Annotated in this window: 21 protein-coding genes; 5 read left to right on the top strand and 16 right to left on the bottom strand. The window is 36.2% G+C overall.

What is annotated here, in order from left to right:
- Positions 1–116: 116 nt before the first annotated feature.
- From ACWGOQ_RS10790 to ACWGOQ_RS10770, 5 genes are all read right to left on the bottom strand, one after another.
- Entirely contained in the window at positions 117–1787 is a 1671-nt protein-coding gene (locus ACWGOQ_RS10790) for a SulP family inorganic anion transporter (RefSeq protein ID WP_452058192.1), read from the bottom strand.
- Positions 1788–1923: 136 nt separating this feature from the next.
- Entirely contained in the window at positions 1924–2418 is a 495-nt protein-coding gene (locus ACWGOQ_RS10785; protein WP_452058193.1) for a hypothetical protein, read from the bottom strand.
- Between the two features lie 175 nt (positions 2419–2593).
- Complete coding sequence (locus tag ACWGOQ_RS10780) at positions 2594–3193, bottom strand: aspartyl/asparaginyl beta-hydroxylase domain-containing protein (RefSeq protein WP_452058194.1); 600 nt, start codon at positions 3191–3193, stop codon at positions 2594–2596.
- A 91-nt stretch (positions 3194–3284) separates the two neighbouring features.
- A complete protein-coding gene (locus ACWGOQ_RS10775) occupies positions 3285–3971 on the bottom strand; it encodes a LytR/AlgR family response regulator transcription factor (protein WP_452058195.1) in 687 nt (228 codons plus the stop codon).
- Entirely contained in the window at positions 3968–5029 is a 1062-nt protein-coding gene (locus tag ACWGOQ_RS10770; protein ID WP_452058196.1) for a sensor histidine kinase, read from the bottom strand. Before ACWGOQ_RS10770 ends, ACWGOQ_RS10775 begins: the two co-directional genes overlap by 4 nt.
- A gap of 219 nt (positions 5030–5248) precedes the next feature.
- On the opposite strand from ACWGOQ_RS10770, the gene ACWGOQ_RS10765 reads away from it, so the two are divergent.
- Positions 5249–6697, top strand: coding sequence for a serine hydrolase domain-containing protein (locus tag ACWGOQ_RS10765; RefSeq protein ID WP_452058197.1), 1449 nt, complete (start codon positions 5249–5251; stop codon positions 6695–6697).
- Between the two features lie 59 nt (positions 6698–6756).
- Here ACWGOQ_RS10765 and ACWGOQ_RS10760 read toward each other — a convergent pair whose 3' ends face one another.
- Positions 6757–7272 (bottom strand): GNAT family N-acetyltransferase, encoded by a 516-nt coding sequence (locus ACWGOQ_RS10760; RefSeq protein WP_452058198.1) that lies wholly within the window; start codon positions 7270–7272, stop codon positions 6757–6759.
- 186 nt (positions 7273–7458) lie between these two features.
- Here ACWGOQ_RS10760 and ACWGOQ_RS10755 point away from each other — a divergent pair, with 186 nt between their 5' ends.
- The gene (locus ACWGOQ_RS10755; protein WP_452058199.1) at positions 7459–7674 is read left to right on the top strand and encodes a hypothetical protein; all 216 of its coding nucleotides are present in this window, start codon (positions 7459–7461) and stop codon (positions 7672–7674) included.
- Positions 7675–7712: 38 nt separating this feature from the next.
- Positions 7713–8891 (top strand): PA3715 family protein, encoded by a 1179-nt coding sequence (locus tag ACWGOQ_RS10750; protein ID WP_452058200.1) that lies wholly within the window; start codon positions 7713–7715, stop codon positions 8889–8891.
- Positions 8892–8928: 37 nt separating this feature from the next.
- On the opposite strand, the gene ACWGOQ_RS10745 is transcribed toward ACWGOQ_RS10750, so the two are convergent.
- From ACWGOQ_RS10745 to ACWGOQ_RS10730, 4 genes are all read right to left on the bottom strand, one after another.
- Positions 8929–10776 (bottom strand): PLP-dependent aminotransferase family protein, encoded by a 1848-nt coding sequence (locus tag ACWGOQ_RS10745; RefSeq protein ID WP_452058201.1) that lies wholly within the window; start codon positions 10774–10776, stop codon positions 8929–8931.
- A gap of 137 nt (positions 10777–10913) precedes the next feature.
- Positions 10914–12584, bottom strand: a complete 1671-nt coding sequence (locus ACWGOQ_RS10740; protein WP_452058202.1) for a T9SS type A sorting domain-containing protein — start codon at positions 12582–12584, stop codon at positions 10914–10916.
- A gap of 897 nt (positions 12585–13481) precedes the next feature.
- Complete coding sequence (locus ACWGOQ_RS10735; RefSeq protein ID WP_452058203.1) at positions 13482–14753, bottom strand: hypothetical protein; 1272 nt, start codon at positions 14751–14753, stop codon at positions 13482–13484.
- Between the two features lie 419 nt (positions 14754–15172).
- Positions 15173–15667 carry a VapA/VapB family virulence-associated protein gene (locus tag ACWGOQ_RS10730; RefSeq protein ID WP_452058204.1) on the bottom strand — a complete coding sequence of 165 codons (495 nt, stop codon included), beginning with the start codon at positions 15665–15667 and terminating at the stop codon, positions 15173–15175.
- Positions 15668–16340: 673 nt separating this feature from the next.
- On the opposite strand from ACWGOQ_RS10730, the gene ACWGOQ_RS10725 reads away from it, so the two are divergent.
- The gene (locus tag ACWGOQ_RS10725) at positions 16341–16610 is read left to right on the top strand and encodes a hypothetical protein (RefSeq protein WP_452058205.1); all 270 of its coding nucleotides are present in this window, start codon (positions 16341–16343) and stop codon (positions 16608–16610) included.
- A gap of 539 nt (positions 16611–17149) precedes the next feature.
- A complete protein-coding gene (locus ACWGOQ_RS10720) occupies positions 17150–17524 on the top strand; it encodes a hypothetical protein (protein ID WP_452058206.1) in 375 nt (124 codons plus the stop codon).
- Between the two features lie 199 nt (positions 17525–17723).
- Here ACWGOQ_RS10720 and ACWGOQ_RS10715 read toward each other — a convergent pair whose 3' ends face one another.
- The 6 genes from ACWGOQ_RS10715 to ACWGOQ_RS10690 form a co-directional block, all read right to left on the bottom strand.
- Positions 17724–17975 carry a hypothetical protein gene (locus tag ACWGOQ_RS10715; RefSeq protein ID WP_452058207.1) on the bottom strand — a complete coding sequence of 84 codons (252 nt, stop codon included), beginning with the start codon at positions 17973–17975 and terminating at the stop codon, positions 17724–17726.
- Between the two features lie 245 nt (positions 17976–18220).
- A complete protein-coding gene (locus ACWGOQ_RS10710; RefSeq protein ID WP_452058208.1) occupies positions 18221–18796 on the bottom strand; it encodes a cysteine hydrolase family protein in 576 nt (191 codons plus the stop codon).
- Positions 18797–18820: 24 nt separating this feature from the next.
- On the bottom strand, positions 18821–20545 hold the full coding sequence (locus ACWGOQ_RS10705; RefSeq protein ID WP_452058209.1) for an FAD/NAD(P)-binding protein: 1725 nt from the start codon (positions 20543–20545) through the stop codon (positions 18821–18823).
- A 127-nt stretch (positions 20546–20672) separates the two neighbouring features.
- Entirely contained in the window at positions 20673–21350 is a 678-nt protein-coding gene (locus ACWGOQ_RS10700) for a DUF2490 domain-containing protein (RefSeq protein ID WP_452058210.1), read from the bottom strand.
- A 19-nt stretch (positions 21351–21369) separates the two neighbouring features.
- Positions 21370–23319: a S9 family peptidase gene (locus ACWGOQ_RS10695; protein WP_452058211.1), complete on the bottom strand. Its 1950-nt coding sequence runs from the start codon at positions 23317–23319 to the stop codon at positions 21370–21372.
- Between the two features lie 11 nt (positions 23320–23330).
- Complete coding sequence (locus ACWGOQ_RS10690; RefSeq protein WP_452058212.1) at positions 23331–26594, bottom strand: VPS10 domain-containing protein; 3264 nt, start codon at positions 26592–26594, stop codon at positions 23331–23333.
- Between the last annotated feature and the right edge of the window lie 15 nt (positions 26595–26609).

Genomic DNA, 26609 nt, shown 5'->3' with positions numbered 1-26609 from the left:
GATTAGGAGATCTACTAATTCCATTAAACAAATTGTATTCCAGTTATTTCTGGCACGACCTAATATAGTTTTTCCCTTACTATATAGTTTACTGATTAATTATGCACCAAATCAAATTATACCGTCGCAAAGCGTTGCTTAAACTTTTCTCTTAAATACACAAAACTATCCTCTATATTTTCAAACAGATCATCTTCAGGAACAAGATCTGGGATGAGGTCTACAGCCTTCAACATATCCTTTGGTTGTTCTTTAAGACCTACGAGTATAACCTCAATGCCCTGTTCACGTAAGTCAAAAATTGTATCTTCCAAGGTGTAGATGCCTGATTGATCGATATAGGGTACCCGATCCATTCTTAAAATAACTGCTTTTACGTCTTTTTGTAATGCCTTAATTTGATCTTTAAAGTACGAAGTAAAACCAAAGAATAAAGGCCCATACAAATGCTTAATGATCACTTTATCCTTATAGGTGTCGTAGAATTCAATCTCATCCTGCCAAGGTTTTGAACCATCAAAATCAGCAATATTTCCAACCTCCATTCCTTGTTCGCTTAGATCTCCAGCCTTTTTCATAAACAGTAAACAAGCTAATGCAACACCAATACCAACAGCTTGTATAAGACTCCCAAATGTCGTAATAAACAATACCAAAATAAGTACTATAGCATCAGCTCTTGGTACTTTTAATAAATGTTTTAAACCTTTAAAATCTACAATTTTAAACCCTATCGGTATCAGCAAACCTGCTAATACACAAAGAGGGATATGGGCTGCAAGCTTTCCGAGGCCTAATAATACAGTAAGTAAAAACAACCCATGTAGTACTCCAGATAGTCTGGTCCTTCCGCCTGCATTGATGTTAACGACAGTTCCTTTGGTAGCTCCTGCACCTGGGATACCCCCGATGGCGGCAGCAATCATATTGCCAATTCCCTGACCAATGAGTTCACGATTGCTATTATGACGGGTTTTGGTCATATTATCAGCAACTACAGAGGTTAACAAAGAATCAATACTTCCAAGCACAGCAAATACTACTGCATATTCTATAATCATTGCCAAAGCACCGGAATCGATTGCAAAAACCCCATCCAGCTGAAGCGTAGGTAACCCAGAAGGAATCTCACCGATTAAAGGAACATCCATTTTAGTGAAATAAGCTATTAACGAGGCAGCTATCAAGGCAACCAAAGCACTAGGAATAGCTTTTGTTATTTTAGGAAAGATATAATAAACGGCAATAGTAATTACCCCTAATAATAGTGCATATGGGTTAGCATCAGAAAAAAGCCTTGGTATATCCTGAATAACTGCCGTGGTAGACTTCGCAGAACTTAAACCTGCAAACGGGAAGAGTTGTAAGATAACAATAATTAGACCTACACCACTCATAAACCCTGATACTACCGGATACGGGAAGTATTTTACATAACTGGCAATATTTAAAAAACCAAACAATATCTGAAAGAGTCCGCCCAACAAGAAAGTAAGTACAATAATACTCATAGCATTATCCAGAGATCCGTTCATTTCTATTGCAGCAGCAACCAATGTGGCAGATACCACGGTCATTGGACCAGTAGGGCCACTCGCCTGAGTTTGGGTACCTCCAAATAAAGCGGCAAAAATACCAACAGCTATTGCGCCATATAATCCTGCAGTAGCACCCATTCCTGATTGTACTCCAAAGGCTAATGCAAGTGGTAGGGCAACTACACCTGCAACAAGTCCACCTGTAAAATCCCCTTTTAAATTTTTTATGTCATAGAATTTAGAGAACATAAGCTTACGATATTTTATGAAGGGTTAAATATACTTTATTTACCTAAAAAGTGGGTGCTTTTTTGATGTAGGTTTATCTTTTTAAAGAATGTGCAGTAAACAGTTCAATAAATAATAATAAAACTGTTGGTATTGTTCAACTACTTAATGAGTCATATTGTATAGACTCCACATTTCCATTATTAAAATGAACGGTAATAGAAGCGTTCCTATCCGGCGGATCTACAGAAATCAAAGTGCCGTCGGGTAATTTAATCTGAAAATCAAGGATTTCCTTCGATATTTGTTTTGGTCTCAGTTTTGCAATGATCCACTTTACAGAATTTGTGGTGGTATCATCGACGAGTTTTTTAGCCAATGTTTCTCCGACATACTTGAGCCCTGGAACGACAACATTAGTAAAGGCTGCCGTTCCCACGATTCCTAAAATGATTTCAACGAACTCATGAGGTTCAGTATCTTTGGCTTCTCCCCAACCCTCTACATGTAAGTTTTTCTTATTCTCAAATACATCAATCAAGGCTCGTTTTCTAATGTTGTGGAGTGCCAGTTCTGCCTCTTCGTCAGTAGTATGTGTTACCAAACTATGATCGAACCTTCTAAAAACCCCTATAACCAATTTGTGATCCATATTATCTGTTTTTATGTTATCTAAAATAAGCTACGTTGCCTGTACGATATTACAATGACGGTATGCTAAATGTATTTTCAGCATTAATTTGGGGATTAGGGATCAATTCTGAATCGGTCTCAGGAAGAGATAGGTTTCTTTTGGGGGTATTCAATATTAATAAATCAAATCTAATTTAATGATTCTTTTCTTGACTATCTAAAATTGTTTTCCATAACCATTCGTTGGGGATCATATCAATCGTAAAATTTACCCGTTCTGTAGTGCCAAGGTTTTCAATTTTGTGAGGATCTGTAAGACGTAAATACCAACATTCTCCTGATAACATTTTTACAGCTGTATTATTTAGATAAAAAGTAACATCGTCACTATATGTGATCGGAATTGTTAACCGGACAACAGATCGCTCTATTTCCAAACCCAAGGTGGGGTCCGTATGTTCTTTCACGATGGCACCTGGTGCCAAACGTAATAAACGTACCAAAGTTACCTTGGTATGTTTACGAAAAAAATCAACTACGCTGGTTAGGTAAGGAGATTGTTGCAGTGCTTTTGTATCCAACCAATCCGTCCAAGAACCATCAGCATAATCATCTGCAGGAGGAGGAAAAGGAAGCGAAGTATCAACCTGGTGTGCAGGAGCACGAAGTGGAATCACGTTATAATATTCAAAATGCTCTGGAGTAAAAGATTTAAACTCTTCAATCATTTTTTCTGCATCAAAAGAGAACGGTAATTTTATTCGGTCGTTGGTTTGTGAGGTTGTTACAGACATTTGTTATTATCTTTTGGTTAGTACAAGGAGATACAAGTACTAAGATATATAATAATTTAGGAATAAAACCAGGGGTTTTTACTCCATTTTATTAGTGCACTCCCAGTAATTTCATCAGCCTAACTTTATATGACTGCCCGATAGAAAGTTTATGGTTTTTAATGGTAATTGCTTGAGAATCAAATGCCGAAACATGATCTAGATTAATGATAGTAGATTTATGAATTTGTATAAAACGATTTCCTAATACCAGTAAAGCTTCTTTAATCGATTGTCTGGCTAAGATAGTTTTACCAGTTGTTATATAACTGATATAGTTGCCGTCTTTTTGAAGATATAGTACATCTTGAAGCGTTGTTTTATACTGCTGTTGTCCACTTTTTATATAAATAATAGAATTGTTTTCTTCTTTAGATATGGTGCTTTCAATAGTGTGCTGGATCTTTAACAAGGCTTTTAAAAAACGCTCAAATGAAATTGGTTTCAAAAGATAATCTGCCACCTGATACTCATAGCTTTCTACTGCATATTCTGAATAGGCTGTCGTTAGAATAATGTGAGGTGAATTTTCTAATGTTTTTATAAATGATATCCCTGATAATTGTGGCATATTGATATCCAGAAATATCAAATCCACTGTACTTTCTTTAAGATATATCAAGGCTTCAATTGGATTTCTAAAACTTTCAACGCACGATATAAAAGGTAGCTTTTCGATATACCCTTTTAGCAACTCGATAGCATTTGGTTCATCATCTATAATTACCGAAGAGATCATTTAGTGAGATTGATAGTTAATTGCACATAAAAGGTATGCTCATCTTCGTTAATATCCAAATGATGTTGATTAGGATATAAAAGCTTTAGTCTTTTTTTTACGTTGTCTAAACCGATACCAGAGTATTTTTTATCAAATTCTGTTTTCTGAACTTGATGTTTAGAATTTTTAATTGCAAAATAAAGGCGCTGATTTTTAAACTCCAGTTTGATGTCTATAAACGATTTTTCTTGGATATTAAGCCCATGTTTAAATGCGTTTTCGACAAAAGGAATCAGTAAAGTTGGAGAAATTTTAGGATTTTGATCATTGAAAGCTACCGTAAACATAATCTCAAAAGGATCTTCAGTACTGTATTTTAGCTTTTGTAGTGAAATAAAGTTTTCAATAAACTCAATCTCTTTAGAAAGTAACACACGTTCAGATTGTGTGTCATAGATCATAAATCGTAATAAATCTGATAACTTGGTGATTCCCGACGAAGTTTCCGGATTATGGGATCTTTCAGAAATGGCGAGTAAATTATTTAATGCATTGAACATAAAATGCGGATTGATTTGTGATTGCAGTAATCGCAACTCTGCATTTATTTTTTCTTTTTCCAGCAGTTGTTGTCTTCCCTCCATTCTGAATTGATGCCTTACAATACCATATATAATAGCAATAGTCATAAAGAAAAGATTATAAAACAAGAAGAATCTAAGAATTTCTGGACGAAAAGGAGTTTCCTGAAAATAAATAATGAGCAATTCTACAGCTGTTACACACGCTAACCCCAAAAGAAAAAAGCTTATAAAAGAAGTGTATTTTTTAACAGCATAATATTCGGGAACTAAATAAAAAGTAGTAAAATAAAAAAGAGGGATAATGCCAAGCATCCCTGTCAGATTTGGCAATACAAACAAACTCATTTCGATGGTTTCTTCTATTACCCTTCCATTCACATCCTCTATGATGTTTTCTACCATTCCTGTTTCTGTAGTTAATAACAGCAAGGTTATAGATACTGCCCAAAAAATAACATTTAATAAAACCTCTACCCAACGTTGTAATCTCATATATTCCATATATTAATCATCCAAAAATATAGATAAAAGCTAAATAGTTCTCCAAAATGTGATGTAATGGATTTTTTTGTTATAAATACAGCAGATGCAGTTATAAAAGCTAGTTATACCAACAAATTGTATAAACATAACTTAATTTTTACCTAGATACCATTTAGTTGTAAACCTTTTGAAACCAATGTATTATTGGCTTTCAAAAAACAAATAATTATGATTAAAATTTTAAAACTAGCACTGATTATAAGTATTCTTATATCCTGCAAACAACAACCGGTAACCGCACAAGCAGCCAAAGAAAAAACAGAAACATTGATTAAAGATAAGCTTACTCAGTATCTTAACCGGCTAGAAGATGCAGGCTTCTCTGGTAGTATATTAGTGGCACAAAACGGAAAAATTCTTTTGGAAAATGGCTACGGATATGCTGATCGTGAAAATAGAATCAATTATACTGCAAAAACCGTTTCTACCACCGGATCGATAACGAAACAGTTTACCGGTGCTGCTATTCTAAAATTGGAAATGCAGGGAAAACTATCTGTTGAGGATAAGGTATCTAAGTATTTTGATCATGTTCCTGATGATAAGAGAGAGATGACCTTACACCATTTGTTAACACATTCATCTGGTTTGCCTCCTGCAATTGGAGATGATTACCAAAAAATTTCTACGGATGAGTTTGTACAAGACGCTTTTGGTAGAAAGTTACTGTTTGCGCCAGGCACTCAATATGAATACTCGAATGTTGGGTATAGCATATTAGGGATTATTATCGAGAAACTTTCGGGAGTGACTTATGAAGCGTATCTGTTAGAGCATCTTTGGAAACCAGCGGGAATGTCTCAAACAGGATATCAAATCCCTTCTTTTGGTCATATTGCGATTGGTTACAAAACGGACCGCAATTGGGGAAGAACAACAGAAAAAGAATGGGCAAATGATGGTCCTTACTGGCATCTGAGAGCAAATGGTGGTGTGTTATCAACCGTAAAGGACATGTATAAATGGCACCAGGCTTTAGTAGGCGATCACATTCTTAATGCAGAGGCCAAAAATAAATTTTATGGCAAACATATCGAAGAAGGTGAAGATGCTGGATCTTATTACGGATATGGTTGGGCAATTTTTCCAACACCCAGAAATACAGAACTAATAGCCCACAATGGCGGAAACGGAATTTTCTTTGCAGATTTCTGGCGCTATCTAGAAGAAGATATTACCATTATTATGATGACCAATGCTATGAAACGTTCTTACGAAAATATAGCATCTCAAATAGCAGGTGTTTTATTAAAACCGGATTTCACTCCCGAAGTAGCTACAGCTGGTTCTATAAATCCAATCACAGGCGAAATGGCAGATCAGTTGGTCAAGGATTTTATGAGTACTATAAAAAGGAATAATAAAGATGACTGGTACTCTTTTTTGAAGCGTAACACGGTATCTTCCTTTCTGAACGCCTTCTCAATGGAACAGCATATGACGTTTTTTAAGGAGTTTCATGAAAATCTGAAAAATGGCAAGATTTTAGAAATAAGGCTTATGGACGATGAGGTTCTATTGACTGCAGAAGCTATAGACGGACCACAAATAATAAGATTCAATGTGGTGTTGGTTTCTGATGACATATTAAAGATCAACGGAATAAAAAAGATATAAACAGAAGCATTCTTCAAAATATAAGAAAATCTGCTTCTCCCTTCGAAAGAGAAGCAGATTTATTTTTTAATTGTATAAACGAGTAATTCTTCATTATCATTTGGGAGCGTGGTGGTTCCTGATAATCTCAAACCTAGTTTTTCTAAAAGCTTTTGAGAAGCCTTATTATCTTTAGTGGTGATGGCACTGATGCTTTCGATATTGAATAACGTACATGCAGCATTTTTGATGGTATCTGCAGCTTCAAAAGCAAGACCTTGTTTTTCGTACTTAGGCAGAAATGCAAAACCGATATCAATTCCATCCAATCCATCTCGATCATATAAACCACAGGTTCCTACTTTTTGTTGATCTTGTTTGTTGATCAACGTATAATTGGAATACCCTAGTTTGGTCAGTTGTGGCGTTATTTTAGAACGAATATATTCTTTAGCATCTTCTACGGACTTCACATTTCGATCTCCAATATATTTGAACCACTTGGGGGTGTTTACAAGTTCAAAGATAAATGCTGCGTCATCCTCAGTAGTGGGTCGGATATACAATCGCTCGGTTTCAAAGGTTTTATATTCCATGTACTTTTTTTATATTCCAGTACGAATATAATAATATCTCTGATGCATCCGGTTGCACGTGATATACTAATTATTTCTCGAAAATAAAATATTCCTACATCGAAATCATAGCGCTGTGAACCTTGATAAACGGTATTTTGATATTTTAATCGTTCGAATACCAAATTACTTAGGCTATGGTCTTTGATGCAAAACTATTTATCAACGATCAGGGGCGCAATGCCCTGGATCGTTCCTTTTTATACCTGCAACTCGGATACGAGAATGGTCGCACCTAAAACTACGATACAGAATGGCGGAATTAATTTATTGATTGAGTCCACCAGGAATGATGATCCTAGCTCTGTAAGGTCTCCCGACTTTGCGAAGCGAGGAATTTGTAAATGGACACAAGTTGAATAAAAAAGGTAACTTTGATGCGAGACTAAAAATAAGTTACATTGAAAAACCTACTCATACTATCAGCTTTCATTCTTCTTATTTCCTGCAATTCCAAATCCCAGCAGAAAGATGTTGTAGAAGCAGGAATTACGATTTTAGCAGATGGTTCTAAAGTAGAAAGCGCAGTAGAGGCTATTCCTGAAAAAGTAGAAGATGCCGTAGAGACTATAGAAAAGCCATCAGAAGTGCAGAAAACGATGGATAATAACCAAGAAGTCTTTAAGCGGTTACCGTTTATTACCAAAATCTTAGAACAATTGGGTGTGCAACCCCTACAGGTGTATGAAGGATTTGTAGTTCAGAAGGTATTGCCTTATGATACCACTAGCACTGTCGTAGTGATCCCAACCATCGCCAATTTAGAATATGATGGCGATGTTTTCGTACTAAACAGTTATGTTTTGGTAGTAGATTCTGAAACAGCAGCCATCAAACATCAGTTTTATGAACCCGAAAGTTGGTATTCTGATGCTATACGTCTTACAGAGGTATCTATTGATACTGCAAATTACAGGTTAGCTGATGGCAAACGTGCTTTTGGAATTTCTCTTTATTATATTGGTGCTTCCAGACCGAATCCCTATAGTTCTACAACATTATCCCTTTTTATTCAGGAAAATGATAAACTAGTACGCGTGCTGAATTCTTTCGAAACCCAATCACATTGGGGTGAATGGGATATGCAATGTACAGGAGAGTTTATAGATGTTAAAAAGATTTTGATTATCGATACCAAATCGTCTGAAGGATACTACGATATGTCGGTCAGTGTAGAAACTACTACGATGGATACTTTTGAGAAAGGAGAGGATGACTGTGATGAAAAAAAAGCCACTCAAAAATCCAAACAACTATTAAGATATACAAATGGTAGCTATCAACTGCATAAAAAAACATATACGTTAGAAACCGATTCTCGTTGTAAGCTGATGCTCACATTACAGGACGATCAGTATTATTTAAAAACGACTAAAAGAGAACATTCTGGAAAATTTGTGATTAAAGATGGAAGTATCATTTTCAAAGGTTTGCTTACCGATGAACCGAAAGTTGAAGTTCAGGGAGCATATTACAATGATGTAATTGAGATACAGAATTATGGCAATGCAATGAACTCGTTTACTGTGTTCGGTGAATGCGGAGATCAGAAGTTTTTACGTTTGGTTAAAGAGGAATAATTCATTCTAAAACCTGAAAATAAGTAATAAAGCAGTACTACCCAATACGCTCCACAAACTCCAAAAAGATATTTTTATGAAGTGCCAGATCCATATCCGGAGAAAGCGCGACACGAACAATATAATCCTTATCACCTTCTTTAGTAGTTCCTTGAGTAGAGGTAGCAGGGATCGTCCAATAACATCCCTTTAACTGTCCATAACTCACACAGAACTTACTTTCATGAGGAATTTTGTTAATCATCAAATTGATTAATTTCAGATTTAATGCTCTTTTATAGAATTCTTTTTCCTCATCCGTTGCACCTTTCGTGGGGAGATCTAGTGAAAATACGGAGGGCGTAAACCCTTTTTCTGCTAATGCAGAAGAAACAAAATTGATTTTCGCCGCTGGAAGTGTATCTTCTATAAAGGTTACAAATTCACGCGTATGCTGATACGCATCCTGAATGCGCTGGTTCATAGACGGTAATTGTGTTGCTAATATTTCCAGCTGCAGATCGGTAGCCTCATTATCACAAAGGCTTAAGTGTAAGGCGATCTTTTCCATAAGCGCCTCAGATTGTTTATTAGCTACACAATAGCCTGCAGTACATCGGCCACCACTAGGAAATTTAGATCCACTTACATATGCAATAGCTTTAACAGAAGAAAGCATCTTATCCTCACCCAGAAAATGCACATTAGGACAAAATGTTTGATCCAAAATAAAAACTGGATCGATAGCAATAGCACCGTTTGGAGTGGTACGCTGCTTACTTAAAACCGCTTTTAATTGTAGAAGGTCCGGAACTTCTACTCTGGGGTTAGTCGGAATTTCTGCGATGATATAAGGCACAGCATCTTCCTGAGCAATGTGATCCAACACCTTGTTAATACTTTGTACCATATCGTGATCTCCATCAACAGGTAAATCCATAATCTCCACACGATCAATACAGGCAGCAACGCGTCTTGCCTGATCGTTCGTACCGCCATAACAATTTGGCGGAACCACAATTTTTATCGATTTTCCTTTATGGTTTTCTATAGCATCGTCAATCAAGCCCATCATAATGGCATATTGTATAGAGAGTCCGCTAGACCCAACAAGTGGTGTGGTATGCGTACCTGTAATCTCTTTGATGCATTCAACAACCTGTTTTTTATTTTGCTCAACATTCTTGATTGGTTCACCAACAGGAGATTGCGATACGAGTTGTTGTAAGGCAACCAGTGTATTGGCCGGTGTCATAGCAATGGTTTCCCTTCTTCTTACGTGCTGAATTTCGGAAATATAACTTTTATTGTATTCACCATGAGCTACTAAAACACTACCTAAATTCGCATGAATATTAATATAAAAGTCAACTTTTGGATCGAGTTCGATATGAGAAAGATTATCCGGTTGCGAAATGAAAATCGTACTACCATCAAACTCAGGAATGTCAGATATGTTCGCTACCTGCTTCATATCAAATGCGTATCCATATACACCTTGTATAAGTTCAGCATCAAAAATAGCTGGTAAAGCATCGGTATACACGATTTGGGTATTCTTGTGAAGTAATAAATTCTTTCTTAATACTGCCAAAACAGGAACCGTCTTTGATGAAAAACTGATGACCTCTGCTGGATCTATATCGTGTGTTTTAGCAATGAACCATTCCAGTACACAAGACAAGGGATGCCCTAATCGAATATAATCAAAAGCAGTCGGTAATGCACTTAGTGCAGATGATTGAGAATTGTTTTTTTGAAACAGCTGTTCCAGCTTAGTTAAAAACTGAGTTTTTGCCATCGCTTCATCATAAATATCTAACCGGTGGGTTGTTAAGCCTACCCAATCATCAGGCATATTGTTAAGCACTTCCTTTATATATGAGTGTATGGTATTATATTGCATTAGTTGAACTTTTGAATGGGGCGAATATACATTATTTAGATTTTTTTTTCGAGTATATAGACGTTTGATTGCCGCGTTCCTAACAACTTTTTACAGGAATAGCTTAGCGGTTTTTGTTGTGTTTTCGTTTTTTAATACTATCGTTTAATAAATTGAACACTAGTAGAAGTATTCTTACCCAAACAGATAAAATATAATCCATTGGATAAGTTAGAAATATTTAGTCCTTCTTGATCAGAGACTAGGTATTTCTTAATCAATTGTCCATTAACATCAAAAATTTGAATTTCTGTATTATCCAATTCTTTTAATTTTATGGTAATAATGTCTGAAGCTGGGTTTGGATAAAATGAAAAATTATTTTCTAATGCAAGGTCATCAATACTTAGTGTGCTATCAAAAGATACAGTTTGGGATAAATTGTTATACCCTGTTTCAGATTCCCAAATATTTTGATTTGCAAGTTGGATACTGTAATCAGAATTTGATTCTAAATTAGTTTCAATATCAGGCATCCAGAGGTATAATTGAAATGTTCCTGTTAGTCCTAAATCAAAATTTTGCGTGATGGAAACAGAAGACTCCCAAGTTCTTATATCTGTGTCGATTAATACCTTGGTAACTTCATTGGTTCCCATATTTTTCAAAATTAAATATACATTTCTCTTCTTAAAGGGTCTTGCATATCCAACATTTGATATATCTAGTGTTAGGTCAAAATTGTCATTGTTTGATGTTATTGATGATGAATTTAAAACAAATCTATACCCAATGTTTTTTACAATCTCCTCATAATGACCTGAATTAATTGCCTGAGTCCAAAAGGGTATGTAGTAATCTCTATTAATAGTGGTCCAGTTGGTTAAATTCAATTCATTTAGTGCATTAGAACCGCTAGTTCTAAAACCACTATCACAAGCATTTAACCCATTAGTTTCCCCAGTCATAGGTAAGTATTTTGTTTCATTGGCAATATAATTGTATTCAGCCGTTCCCACTGGATTAGTACATTGAGAAGATACACTATACGTTCCTTGATCGCCATAATCGTTCAGGAAAGCATCATTATAGAATCCAATTCTGGCATGTTCTGTATTTTGATATGCCGTTTGTTCATTTAGTTGCATATTTCCATACATTTTAGTTTTTATACCAGCATATCTAACCTGAATAGGGATTTCTGTGGGTGTTGCAGCCAGCATTGCATCTATGATCTCTTTACGATTTTCCCATTGAGTTTCAGAGATAGCACCATCTGTTCCAAATTCTGTAGAGTTCGTATAATACCATTCTCCCCAAGTGCCAATAAAACCGGCCTGAAGCGAAAAAATAACATCTTTATTAGTATTTAGTACGCTAGAAAGTTGAGAAATATGTGTTAATATTTGAGATTTAATTGGCTGTTGCGCTGTGGTTCCCTGGGCATTAGAATATGAAAACCGTACAATGATTTTAAGACCTGCAGTTCTAACATTATCAAAATCGGTTTGAATATTCTCTAAAAAGGTGGTGTTGATATCTGAATTTAGGGATGCATCCAACAAAAAATATCGATATACAACAGTTACTTTATCAGCACTGGTTTTCCAATTGTTTAAAGTTGTAACAGAAAGGTTATTAGAATTTGGAGTCGTTGCATAATTGCTAGATGTTATAGAATATTTTTGTAATCCTCTCTCGGGATTTGCAATAATTTCTGTAGATGGGGTATACGTTACAGATTGCCCAAATAGTAATGCATTACCAATTAAAAGAAGTATCAATAGAGATAATTTTTTTAGAAGACAGATTGTGTTAGAAGTTTTCATACTTAGGTAGGTTTGTGTTTTTTGGTTTTCTTAATTAACGTATAATCTATACGATATATTTGGTTCAGGAATTAAAAGTTTTTATTCGATAGCAACGTACAAATGTTTATTTATTTTTAATCTAAATTCGACGTGAAATATATTTTGAAAAAAAATTGTGAGATTGAGTGGTTTTTTAGGAGTGAAACTAAGAAAAATTAGCTTGCCCGCCGCCTTTGGATACGATAGAAATCAGGTGATTATTATGGTGCTATTGTCAGGAGTATTTTGTATGATGGAGAAGTACTTGTTCAGGGTTTGAGGTTGAGGTTAATTTTATAAAATATAAGACTCTTTTACCTGTTTACTCTCGTTTGCTTTTATGAATTCTTTTTTTTTCTGGAATGCCGTATACAAGTAGATAATCTTTGTGAATTTCTGCAACAGGAACAATCTATCTTTTTTTATTTTAGATGTTTTTTTATTTCTATTTCAAATTCTGGCTTGCTTGGTCTTACATCCGAATTACTTACTATTCCATCTTTGCTTTCTGCCATCCATTTATTAGTTCCGAAAATATAGTCAAATGCAGCATCAGTATCCTGTTCGTATTTTTAAAAAATTCTGCTGTCAGGCCATCCGTTGTGTTTTGAGCGTAAGTGGCTAATGTATATAGTGTTATGCTAAGTGTTAAGATAGTTTTATCATTTTTTTCGTTTTCTGCTTTTAAGTAGCATAAAGATATAATTACTAAAATACTTATATTTTTAATACATAGGTGTAAGATATTTTATGATTTTAGGAGTTTTTCGTTCCTCGTGTTTATAATTATATATCGCTTGCTTTTTTATAGTACGTAGGCTTATTACAAATCTGTGCGGGCTAAGCCTATATTTTCACATTCTTAACAGAGATTATTTATTGATTAATTCGGATATAATAATAAACAGCAATGTTCTTTGGGGTTGTTTCCTTATCGCCTCCTTTTGTTATTGAAAATGAATGACTATGATTTCCGTCAATATTAGTGTTTTTAGTTTTTTGGTCTCCGTGCCTAGTACCTTTGCGACCATCACCTTCTCTTGAATTGTATCTAGTAGCTTGGTCTACAAATGAATGCTTATGTTTGCCATCCGCATTAGTTATGCCATTAAATGGTTGATTAGGAAGTTTAGTTGCATCTTTCTGATAACTATATTTGTTTTCATCAAAGCGTATTCCATTATCTTTTTCATTATCAAAGTCTTGAGGTTCACCCGAATTAAAGAATTGATTTTTACCTCTAATAAACTGTCCTCTCATATCTGGAACAAATTGATTGTATTTTATTCCGTAATCTGAATTTTTTACATCGCGCCCATCAGCAGGAGACCATTTGCTTGTTCTATCCAAGTATGGTAAAGTATTCTTGGTTTCCGTACTAAAGGCATTAAAATCTAAAGTAGAAATTATGATACTACCTACTGGAAAATTTGCATATGGATATGCCGGAAATTCTATAACCATTGGGTCAAAACCTTCAATATTTAATGTCAAAGTTGCTTTTAAGTTGGGATCCATCAATTTCATGTTTTGTGAAATACCTGTAAAGCTTCTTATTATAGCATCTGGTTTTAGATTATAGCTATCATAAAAATCTAAATTATTGGTAACAACTGAAATTATTTTTGCTTCTTCTATTTGTCCGCTTTGTGGCTGTTTATTTACTACCAATGTAAACCCAGCAACTAAGTCACCAACTACTTCATAATAAAACCCACCTTTAAGTTTTGTTCCTTCATTTGGAAGAGTTTTTATACACGCTACATACGCATTTAATGCAGAAGAACTAACAGTTTCTTGATAATACTCGGTATAAAAACTATTATCAATAGTAAAACCTGCTTCGTGTCTTACTTTAAGTTCTCTGAATTTTTTTCGGAATTGAGATTTACTTTTATTTTTAGACCAAAACGCCGTAATGGCTTCATATTTAGCATCAATAGATTCTCCTGACTCAGATTTTTTGCTTAATTCATCTAGTTGTTTCTCGTCAAGAGAGAAAAAAGTATTAAAATGATTGAAAACATCAGATTGATTACTGAAGCTATATTTTTCTCGGAAAGCTTCTTTTAAGTCAATTCCGCATTTAGTTTGTGAATAGGAACAAGTAATACTAAATAATGCAATTACGAATAATGTTTTTTTCATTGGATTTGTTTTTACAATTGAATGGCTAAATTGTTTCTTTTATGGGTAGTCTACAATACCTAGTAACGGGTATATTTTGTTTGCTAAGGATTAGTATATAAAAAGTAGCAGATTACTACTTGAGCACATAATGTTCTTTTGACTTTGTACGCTGTTTTTATAGTGTATAGCAATGGTATCACTGCCGCTATAATCACTGGTCAAAAGAAAGGATCTATTACTGGTGTAGTGAGTGTTTTGTGTAGATGTATTACAAAACTGTGCTATAGGGATAGTATGTTGTACAGAAGCAGCTTATGTTTGTTTTTTGAAAGTGGACAATCAAAAATAATTGAACATTTCTTTTTTTGTTATAGAGATTACAAGTTACTTAACAAAAACAAACCGGAGGGATTATTTCCTCCAGTTTGTTTATGATTTTACGCTTTTTTCCATTTTCCGGAAGAGCCTCCTTCAACTGCTCCAGCTCCAGCCAATGCTCCATTAAACTGGCCAACTGGTGTACCATTACTAATAAAAAAGTTTACTTGTAAAATACCGCCACCAGAAGCAACACTTTGCACATGAAATGAGGTTACATTTTTAAAGAAAGCATCCCAGCTACTATATGCTGTATACATAAAACCGATAGAACTTCCTCCTACGGCTCCGGCTCCCCAAAATGATTCATCAAACTTCCAGTTCTCATAACCTCCTGATGTGGGTTGAACGGTTATGTTACCGTAAATACCAGCAAAAATTAATGATGCCTTTGCTCCAAGTGGCGTTGGCACCGACCCTTCTAATTTAGTCAAAAAGTTTTCTGCCTCACCTTTATCGACAAATTCAATTTTTTTGAAAGCATCTTGAGTTGCTTTTTTAATATCCGGATTAGAAGGGTGAAATAGGTCTTGTTGTTTTGTTAAAGTGCTCATTTTTATCGTATTTAATTATTCCTACTCTTATGGCTTTTCGGTATCGCCTCGTTTTTTTTGTGGTTCTGATCTCCACTACATTTGTGTAATATTACAGCTCAAAATTAGCACTTGACTTCCCTTAATTCATATGTAAAAACGCCCTATTTATAAGTGTTTTCCCTCGTTTTGGTGTGTTGTTGTAAAAAATAGCTGTAAACTAAAAGTCTTTTACTGTTTCTTACATCTAATTCTTACTAATATCGCTTATTCGTGCACTGCACAGATGGAAAACCTGCACGATAAGATCTTAGAGATCTGGAGGGGATGACACTGCTACGAAGTTGTACCTGTTGTCTCTGTAAGAAACTTTATAGAGCTGAAGCCGAAATGTAGATACAGCCTAAGAAGATGAAAAATAAGTTATTACAGTGTACCCTTTGTGACTATAATGACACTTTTCATCGCGGGAAAATATCCTACATCGAAATCATAGCATTTTGAACGTTTGTGAACGGTATTTTTGATATTTTAATCACTCCAATACCAAATTACTTAGTCTATGGACTTTCAGGCAAAACCCTTTATTAACGACCAGAAACGTACTGTGCTAGATAATACATTTTTATACCAGCAACTCGTAGATGAGAATGGTCGCCCTAAAACCACAATATAGGACGGTGGAATCAGTTTATTGATTGCGTCCACCAAGAACGATGAGTTGTTTTATGACTCGATGTTTTCTACCCATACGATGTACAATGGATATGTTCATTTTTATACTCGTATGGTTATCAACAGAGAGAACAAGAGTTTTATGACAGAACAAATGACGGGCAAACTATTCAATGATAAACCACCAGTATTTTTTGGATTGTTATATCATTCGTTTGGTTGTAGTAAAATATACTTTCTTGATAAAGAAAGAGGTTTTATACGTTTGCGTTATGATAATAGACATTAATTAAAATAACTACTTGTTAAACATTCAAAAATTGAAATAAAATCCGATAACGAGGAAATGTTTTCGGTGCTAAAATAGAAGCTCATAAGGTGGTGACCACTTATTATACACTTGTCTTGCTCTGGAAAAACTATCGTAGAGCGATTTACTGCTTCTATTGGTATTGTGTCAAAAGTAGCCTGGGTATACCTGTAGGTAGGGTGTTTTTTCAGAATTTTCTTTAAAAATAGATTAGTGTGAATGTGTTTCTTGTGGTTTCATCTATATTGTTTTCCGATCTTTGAGATCACCAGTCACAGACTAGCGGGAGGTATGATTCTTGGAACAATTATTATTACTATTTTTCTTTTAAAATACTTAGATAAAGGAGGTATTTATTCTTTATTTATATAACCAATAAGAATAGCTATACCGAGTTTGATTTATTTTGTTTGGTTAATCGAAGAAAAGAAAAAAATTAGATCTTTTAATAAGTTTAGAAAATAACTTTCTATGAAAAGAATACTTTTAATTATAGTTTGTGCTTTATACCATATAGCGTGTACATCTCAGATAAACCAAGAACAGGAGTTTTTTTTAATAAATCTAAAAATGAAGTAAAGACGTACAACAAGGAAGCCGTTGATAAAAAAGCAACATTTAAAGGTGGAGAATCCGAATTATTCAAATTCTACAAAAACAATTCTAAATTTGAAGTAAAGGATTTCGAAGTTCCTAGTAAGTCTGTGTATTTCAATTTATATATAAATGAAGAAGGTGAAGTTTATGACTATAAAAGAATTAAATCTATTGGTGCTAATTATGATGATGAAGTAGCTAGGCTAATAAATCTAATGCCTAAATGGAAACCAGCCTTGAATAAAAAAAAGCGGGTTAAAGTTGTCATACTTGATTATATAAATTTTGAAAAATAACTTTTAAAGGTTAGAAAATATATGTCAATAAAAGTGTCCTACACCTCCTGAATTGATTCCTTAAGTCCATATCATAAGGAATCACATGATAACGTATCAAACTCAAGATGAAGTTCGGTGGTGCCGTTATGATCTACCGTAATCCATTTGAAACCAATAAGCACATAGGCGTTTCCTCCATCTAATTCTACCCACTCATCTATACCTCTACCTCCGTTTTTAAATCACCTTTTATAGTATATCCAATAGGAACGACATACTTCCTTCCTTTTGTTAGATATTTACATTGACTGGTTTCGATGAACTCCTCTGCTTCGGATTGAGACATGAATTTTGATTTAGTCAACGATGGTAAGGTGTTATTTACTTCAATTGGAGACATTGAGGTTGCGCAAGAAGTAAGAAAAAGAATCACTACGGTAATCAGGTTGAGTTGAATTAGTTTTGTCATACGATCAGATTTAATAATAACTAATTTAAGATAATACTCTACAATTTACTTACAGTAAGATGGAAATTGCATAGCGTAGAAGTAAGTGAATTTTTTTATTTCGCTTAGACTTTGGCTCCGCTCAGTGTGACAACTCAGTGCGCTCAAATAAACTGCTAAACACATACATTTAGCAGAGCCGAGGTGTACATAAACAGACAAGCAAATTTTAAACACACCGACCCAAAAAAGAAATTTTTTAATTGTTATGACAGTGCATCCAGTAGTTGTTTTGTGGTTACAATCGTAGCAAACTCATCTTTTAGGTTGGCGATTTCGATATCGTGAACCATTTGTGCGCTAAACTTTTGTCCATTGGATCCTATCTTATCAAAAGCGGCAACACTGTCTTCTACCAAAAACACCTGAAATCCATAATTGGAAGCCATACGGGTACTGGTTGATATGCAATGCTCTGTAGTAAGCCCTACAATCACTACGTTTTTGATCCCTGTGCGCTCTAATTGCATTTGTAAATCGGTCCCAATAAATGCGCTATTGACGTCTTTTTCGATAACCGGTTCGGTTTCTTTTGGGACAATAAAATCCTGAAAATTATTACCGAGCTTCCCTTTAGCTAAAGGAGAATCTGGATTCGTAGAACAATGTTTTACGTGATAAATGGGCAACGCTGCTGCTCTCCATTTTTTTAATAAGGTTTCGATGTTTTTTTCTGCATCCGGGTTGTTACGTTCCGTGCCGTAATATCCAGGAGTGTTGATCCCTTGTTGCACATCGATAAGCAGTAGTGCGGGATTGTCTTTTTTAGTCAGTGATGTCATGTGAGTTATTATATTGATGTTATTTTATATTCTTTGTACTGCTGCAGTTGCCCAATCCTCAATTCTTGACCCAAAACATTCTAAAATGGCATCCACGCCAATCACACTTCCTTTGGCAAGACGTCCTAATACCGAGAGTGGGATACTTGCTGTATCATCTGGTAATACTGCATAACCATTGGTACGCGTATGTATCCCTAACTTAGAGTGTACGGGGGCTATGATATCGTTCGCCAATAAGTTTTTAATCACGGGCGATGTCACCTCCAATAATTGGGCAGGATCTAAAACGCTATTGATCAAGATGTGTACCACGTGTTCTTTTGCTCCGGACCGCAGTTTCCAACCTTCTGCGACCAATTCAATATCTGGATCGTTTACAACATTCAGGTTGATCACATTGGCATTGACCAAAGCCAGTATTTGCTGCATGCTTTCTACCGGAGGACCATACGAGTAGCGTTTGCTTCGCTCGTCTAATGAAATAACATCTTCTACGATTTGATCAGGTAGATCAGGATGCGAGAATTCTGTATATAATGTGGGTTGACAATGACGCCACACCTGACCGATACAATAGTCCAACGAAATTGGTGTTTTGCCAAGCGCCATACCAATAAACGCTTGGATAGTTTCATGCGCTGGGTTATTAACGGGTTGAACTAATGGATCTTGATGCGTTTCGTCTGTAAGCCAATCGATAACAATCTTACGGATTTCCGAAACTTGTTTGTCATGCGGTAAACTTTTTTTACCCAGATCTTTGTATATACGCGCTGCAATCACTGCTATTGCATCTTTTAAAAAATGAATATCTGTTACTTTCTCAGTTCCTTGTGCAACTACTCGTATGGTATTACCAAACGTTTTAATTTCTGCATCTGTGGGTGTAAACCATGCATCTGTTGCTTTATTGATCGGTTTAGGAACCATTGGATTGCCATCCAACGAAAAAGGAAGGATGCACTGTGTTGTATTTCTGCCGGGATGATAGGTACATTCGAATGTCTCTGGATCGGTTATGGTAAAAGCACCACCACTGCCGATGGTTAACGCTCTCATCACATCGATCATCGCCAGACCAAACCCTCTGATTCCTATACACGTATCAACATCGATAGGCGTATTGAGGATGTTTTTTACAGGATATGGATCCGTAAAAATGTAGAGGTTGTTACGGGTTGCATGCTTTTTCCATTCTTGCAATTGATCTGATAAGGTAGTAGGCTGATGCCCGATCGTCAACACAATTTCGTCAAATTGATAAAGGGCATCTGATATATCCTTGATATAGAACATCTTGTCCTTATATTCAATGTCTTTTATTGCTTTATTTTTTAACGTGGCAAGTTGCTGTTTTTCGAGTACGGTAACAATAGACTCGAATCGCTGGTTTAGATAAATTCCTAATTTTCTTCTTGGCGGAAATTGATCAGGCGCATCTTCTGGAGGATGCTGTTCTTCTATCGGAAGCCAATCTGTATAGGAGGGAAAAGCGGGTACACTGAAATTAGTAAGATGTATAGCTGGTCTTCCGGCTAGATTGTGTAGCGCTCTTTCGGTAATATTGAACCAATTGGTCTCCGCTTGCTTTGTATTCCAGGCAGTTCCGGTGCCGGCTTCATCTGAAGGCTCAAAAAGCGTAAACTTTATTTTTTTTTGCGGGTGATCTTCGGAAAGTACCACAAAGAAACTTTCTAAAGCAGCGAGCCCACGTGGTCCGGTGCCAATAATAGCAATTTCTCTCATTTATTTTCTTTCTAAAACTTCTTCTTTTTTCAAAAGAAGAAGTACCGGTATTTAACTGCTAGCAATCATAAATAATTCGAAAATCCCGTACATCGAGCGAAGCCTAAATGTACAGGATACATCTACATTATCCTTTCTTTCTAAAATCGGTGTTAAAGAACACACCTAACTGCAATCGGTCAAAGTTGATACCGCTAAAGTGGTTTTTTAAATATCCTAACTGAAGACTCAAGTTTGATTTTACGTTATATCCTATCGCTCCATACAAACGATTCTGCCCAAAAATAGGCTCTTGAAGATTGATAAATACTTCGTCATAAAAATTAAGGAACCATTGGTCATTAAAAGGATAGGTGAGTTGTAGTCGGTATCGTGCCCGATGTTCTGTAACATCATCTGACTGCGTGCTGATAAAACGTTGTTCTAATCGATAGCGATGCTCGAATTTTATTTTTCCCACCTCATTTTTTAGAATAAACTGCTGAAATATCCGGTGTTCTTCGCTGTTTTCTTCATTCGGAATATCTTCAAAAGTTCCATCGGTATTGATATATGCGTATCCTGCAGTAACAATTGCTTTTTCGTTTAAATGATAGTTAAGACCAGTTCGTAATAATAGCTGATTAAAGGTGCCGGCTACTTCATAGAACCGAATCTGTGCCTCCGAATGAATACTGAGTTTATCCGTGATTTGATTGGTGCCAAAATACATATACCAAGCTCCCCATTCATCTTCTCCTGTTTCCTGGGCGTGGCTATATAAAGCACTGATGCATAGTGCTAGTACTAAAACGGTTTTTTTCATGGGTATGTTGTATGCGTTTTTAAGATTCGGATGCTACGGTTTTATCTTCTGATTTATCATCATTGATCGTTTCAGATCCAGATCCTTTTAGGTATTTGTCTAAAAACTTCAGAATGCGTCCGTAGGCTTCCATCTGGTTTTCCTTCTTTACAAATCCGTGACCCTCATCTTCAAATAACACATACTCTACGGGCACCCCGTTTTTCTTCACACCTGCTACAATTTCATCAGATTCTACTTTTAATACTCTTGGGTCTTTCGCTCCTTGAAGTACGATCAATGGTTTGGTTACTTTTTCGGTATGGAATAATGGTGAAATCTTACGTAATCGTATCGAGTCTGCAGTATTAGGATCCCCCATTTCGGTATATAAAGCTTCTTTAAAAGATTCCCACCAAGGCGGAATACTTTTTAACGTACGTAACCAGTTGGTTACTCCAAAAATATTGACACCTACTTTAAATTCTTCCGGAGCATAAGTAAGTGCAGCCATCGTCATATATCCTCCATAAGAACCTCCAAGAATTCCAATTTTATCCGGGTTGATCTCATCTTGTTGAGCTAACCAATCTTTTCCGGCGATACAGTCTTTTAAATCTTTATCACCGTGGTTTTGATCATCCATTTTATAGAAGGATTTTCCGTAGCCACTACTTCCTCTGTTATTAACGGCTAAAATGGCATATCCGTGATTTACATAATACTGAATTTGTGAACTAAATCCTTGTGTGGATTGTCCGCCCGGACCTCCATGAACCCAAACCAATGCCGGCACTTTATGATCTGGTGTTGCTTGTTTTGGTTTATAATAGATAGCAGGGATTTCTAATCCATCAAAAGACTTAAAACGAACCACTTCTGATGCGACCAGATGTTCTGGGTCTATATCCTTATTTAATACATCTGTTAGTTGATGATATTCTTTAGAATCTACGTCATACGAATACACATTTCTGGGAGTGCTTGACCCCGATACATTTAAGAAAGCCATGGATTCATCTCTGGAAAAACTAGCACTCGAAATTTCTTTATTTTCGAAAGAAGGAAATGCTACTGCATTACCAGTTGCCACTTCTCTTACATCCATCACTGTTTTAGCATCTTCATTGGTAAACATCACCTGGTAGGTTCCATTTCTGGTAAAATAAAACGAACTGATGTCCCATTTCTTTTCTGCTATCTTTTCTTTGGTACCATCAGCAAGGTTGTATTTCATTAAATAGCTAAACTCCGCACCGTCATCAGTGGTGTAATAGAACGCCATGTTATCAGGAGAAAAATCTTGCGGCACATTACCACTTCTATTTTCGTTGATTTTAGTTTTTTCTTTGGTTTCTGTATTCATGATATATAAATCCACATCACTGGTCGTGACTGCTTTGGTAAGTGCGATGTATTTTCTGTCTTCAGACATACCGCCAAAATCCATTCCGTCATTATTCTGATAGATCGTGGTAGAAGTAAAATCGGCAATGTTCATTTCATAATGATCCATATATTTTGGATTCCGTTCATTACTTCCGTAAAAAAAACTCTTTCCATCTTTAGACCATCCTCTAAATAAAGCCCGTACATTTTTCTCTGGAGTGAGTCGAGTGATACCAGCACTGTCTTTTAGAAAGATTTTATAAATCTCATCACCATTGCCATCCATTCTAAATAAGATTCTGTCATCATCAGGGAAATAGGAGATCCCAAAAACAGAAGAACTATCCGATTGTGTTACTGGAATAAATTCTCCACCGGTTACCGATGTTGTGTACATATTGTAAATTCCAGAACGATTGCTGGTCATCAATACGTGGGATTTGTCTGCAGAGAATCCATTGGCAAATGCATTTTCGTTATCCATAAATTGTGCTATGGAATATTCTTCAATGGCAACAGGTTTAGTAACCTCTTCTTTTTTTTCTTTTTTACAGGAGTAGAGGAGGAGTACTCCAAGCCCTAAAATAATTAGATTTTTCATGATTGAAAGTTTTATTTGATTGTGAACATTTTTACTTCTTTAAACGGAGACGTTTCCAGTTTCTCTATAGTTTCCTGATACGGTTTCCACTCTGTTGTAAAGAATGTATTGGTTTTTTCTAATGCATCTGCCAACGCATCTTCGGCATGTTGAATGAGTGTGTTTTCGGTTGCGGTCAATCCATTTTGCCTGCTACCGGTATACCATCCTGCTGTTCCCAGACGTTGCATTACTGTTATTTCCGGATTACGAGTAATACCTTGTCTTTTGTCTTCTTTGCCCAAATACAATGCCATTGTGGTATCTATCTTTTTGATGATATTTTTAGAGGCTTTTATTTGATCTTTATATTTCTTTTTATCCAGTTTGTTCAAGTCTTTCTGATATTTTGAAGCTATTTCTTTACTTTCTGCCAATTGTTTTACGGCATCTGCTGCGATTTGCCTCATAGCTTCCAGTTTTTTTGAAGCGGCGTAGACTTCATTGATATTTTGCTGAGAAACCTGCAGTCTGGGATCCGATTGAACCTGAATACTAGTTTCTGATTTCTGGTCACCATATTCCATAACGAGCTTATAGGTTCCTGGTTTCACGCTCACACCACCGGGTTCTCTTTTTGATTTTTTACGAATCGTTCTGGATGGGCGATCAACACCTTTTTCATCCATAAACCAACGCATCTTATAAATTCCGGTAGAATCCGGAGTTTTTTGTTTTAGCGTTCTGATCAAACGATCGCCATCATAAATTTTTAAGTGAATAGAATCCCATTTCACTTTGTTTTCTTCTTTTTCATCGTCTTCTACGGTGTCATCTTCTTTCTCTTCTTTGATGACTGTTTCTTTTTCATCACCTTCTTCTTTTGCTTCATCAGCGTCTTTCTCTTTTTTAGACGCTTCTTTTTGTGATACGGTTACAAAATAAGAAATACGCGCACCAGCATCTCTGTTTTCACCGTTAAACAACGCATCTCCGCCAAAACGACTTCCGGTAGGTTGCTGATAGGCTGCCTGATAGGCAATAGGTGGTTCGAATACTTGTAATTTTTGACTAAGAATATTGTTGTTTTTGGCTAAAGCCCGCAATGGTCTGATATCGTCAAGCACCCACGCAGCTCTACCAAAAGTACCGATAATTAGATCTTGCTCTCTGGGGTGAATCACTAAATCTTTTACAGAAACCGTAGGGAAACCTGCTGTCCATTTGGTCCATTTCTTTCCAGCATCCAGTGAAATATATAATCCGTCATCAGTTCCTAAGAACAGTAAATTTCTTTCGATAGGGTCTTCTATAATGCTCAGTGCATAACTTTTTACATTGCCTCCGTCCACAATGCGCTCCCAGGTTTTACCATAATCAACTGTTCGGTAAGCATACGGAGTGTAGTTAAACCTTCGATAATCGTTGGCAACTAAAAGCGCTTCTCCTTTTTTCTTATTAGAAGCTTTGACCTGTACGATCCAACTTCCTGCTGGTAATCCTTTGATGTTTTTGGTTACTTCGGTCCAGTTTGTTCCTCCGTTTTGAGTTATGTGTACGCGACCGTCATCTGTCGCTGCCCATAACATATTCTGCTCTAAAGGAGAAGGTTCGATGACCAATACAGTACAATGGTTTTCTGCTCCGGTAGCATCCATAGTTAAGCCACCACTTTCTGCCTGTTTTAGTTTTTCAGGATCATTGGTAGACAGGTCGGGAGAGATAACTTTCCAGGTTAATCCCTTGTCTGTACTTTTATGGACAAACTGACTTCCAAAATACAGGGTACTATTGTCAAAAGGATCAATATTAATTGCGGCATTCCAATTAAAACGTAATTCTATTGTTGGATCCGGATGTGTAGGTCGAACGGTATAGTTATTACCAGTCATCCAATCATATCGGCTTACAAATCCCTGCTGACTCATAGACCATCCGTATCTGGAATCGTCTTTATCTGGCACCACATCAAATCCATCTCCAAAAGAAATTTCCTGCCAGTATGAATTTCTTATTCCCTGTGCTTTCCAAACATAGGCTGGTCCGCGCCAACTACCATTGTCCTGCATACCTCCATATACATTATAAGGGTATTCATTATCTACGTTGATATGATAAAACTGTGCGACGGGTAGGTTCCCTATAAACCTCCAGGATTTTCCACCATCACGGGTGATATTTAATCCTCCATCATTACCATCGATCATAAAATTACCGTCTTCTGGGTGAATCCACCATGCGTGATGATCGGGATGCACTCCGTTATCAACTCCATATGCAGGCATTAATTGTGTAAAGTTTTTACCACCATCTTCTGATACATTTACATAAGTAAATACCGAATACACCCTATTTTCGTTCTGTGGGTCTACATAAATCTCAGAATAGTAAAAGGGACGGTTACCTATATCATTTTTGTCGTTTATTTTTTTCCAGTTGAATCCACCATCTTCTGATTTATATAAAGCATTTTTTTTGGCTTCGACCAAAGCATAGATTGTATTTGGTTTGTTTCTGGAAATGGCGATTCCGATACGCCCCAGATCTCCTCTGGGTAAACCGTCTTTATCGGTTCGTTTCTGCCAGGTTTTTCCACCGTCATGGGTTATATAAAGTCCAGAGCCTTCTCCTCCCGATTTAAAAAACCACGGGTCTCGTTTATGTTCCCATAAAGCGGCAATCAATTTATTGGGATTGGTAGGATCCATTACTAGGTCTGCAGCACCGGTTTTATTGTTAGCAAACAGTATTTTGTTCCAGGTTTCTCCACCATTAGTAGTTTTAAAAATTCCTCTTTCCGGATGTTCTCCCCAAGGCGAACCGATCGCCGCTACATAAACGGTGTTGGGGTTTGAAGGGTCTATAACTACTCTGTGAATGTGTCTGGTTTTCTCTAAGCCCATCAGCATCCAGTTCTTGCCGCCATCCAAAGATTTATAGATTCCAAATCCACCATTGAGACTGTTTCTGGGATTTCCTTCACCAGTTCCTACCCAAATTACCGAAGGATTGGATTGTTGTATCGCGACAGCACCAATAGAGGCGGTACCTTCTTTATCAAATACCGACGCCCATTTAATTCCACCAGAAGTGGATTTCCACAATCCTCCAGAAGCTGTACCCGCGTACATAATATCTGGATCTGATGTAACGACATCGATAGACGTTACACGACCGCTCATTCCGCCAGGTCCGATATTACGTGGATTCATTTTTTTTACATAATCCATCGAAAATTCTTGCGCAGAAATTGATGAAATCAGGGTTAAGGAAATTAGAAATAATAATCTTTTCATTTTAGTGAGTGCATT

This window comes from Aquimarina ulvae, assembly GCF_053613295.3.
Note: the sequence above shows the minus strand (reverse complement) of the source record. Positions and strands in the feature narration are given on the sequence as shown.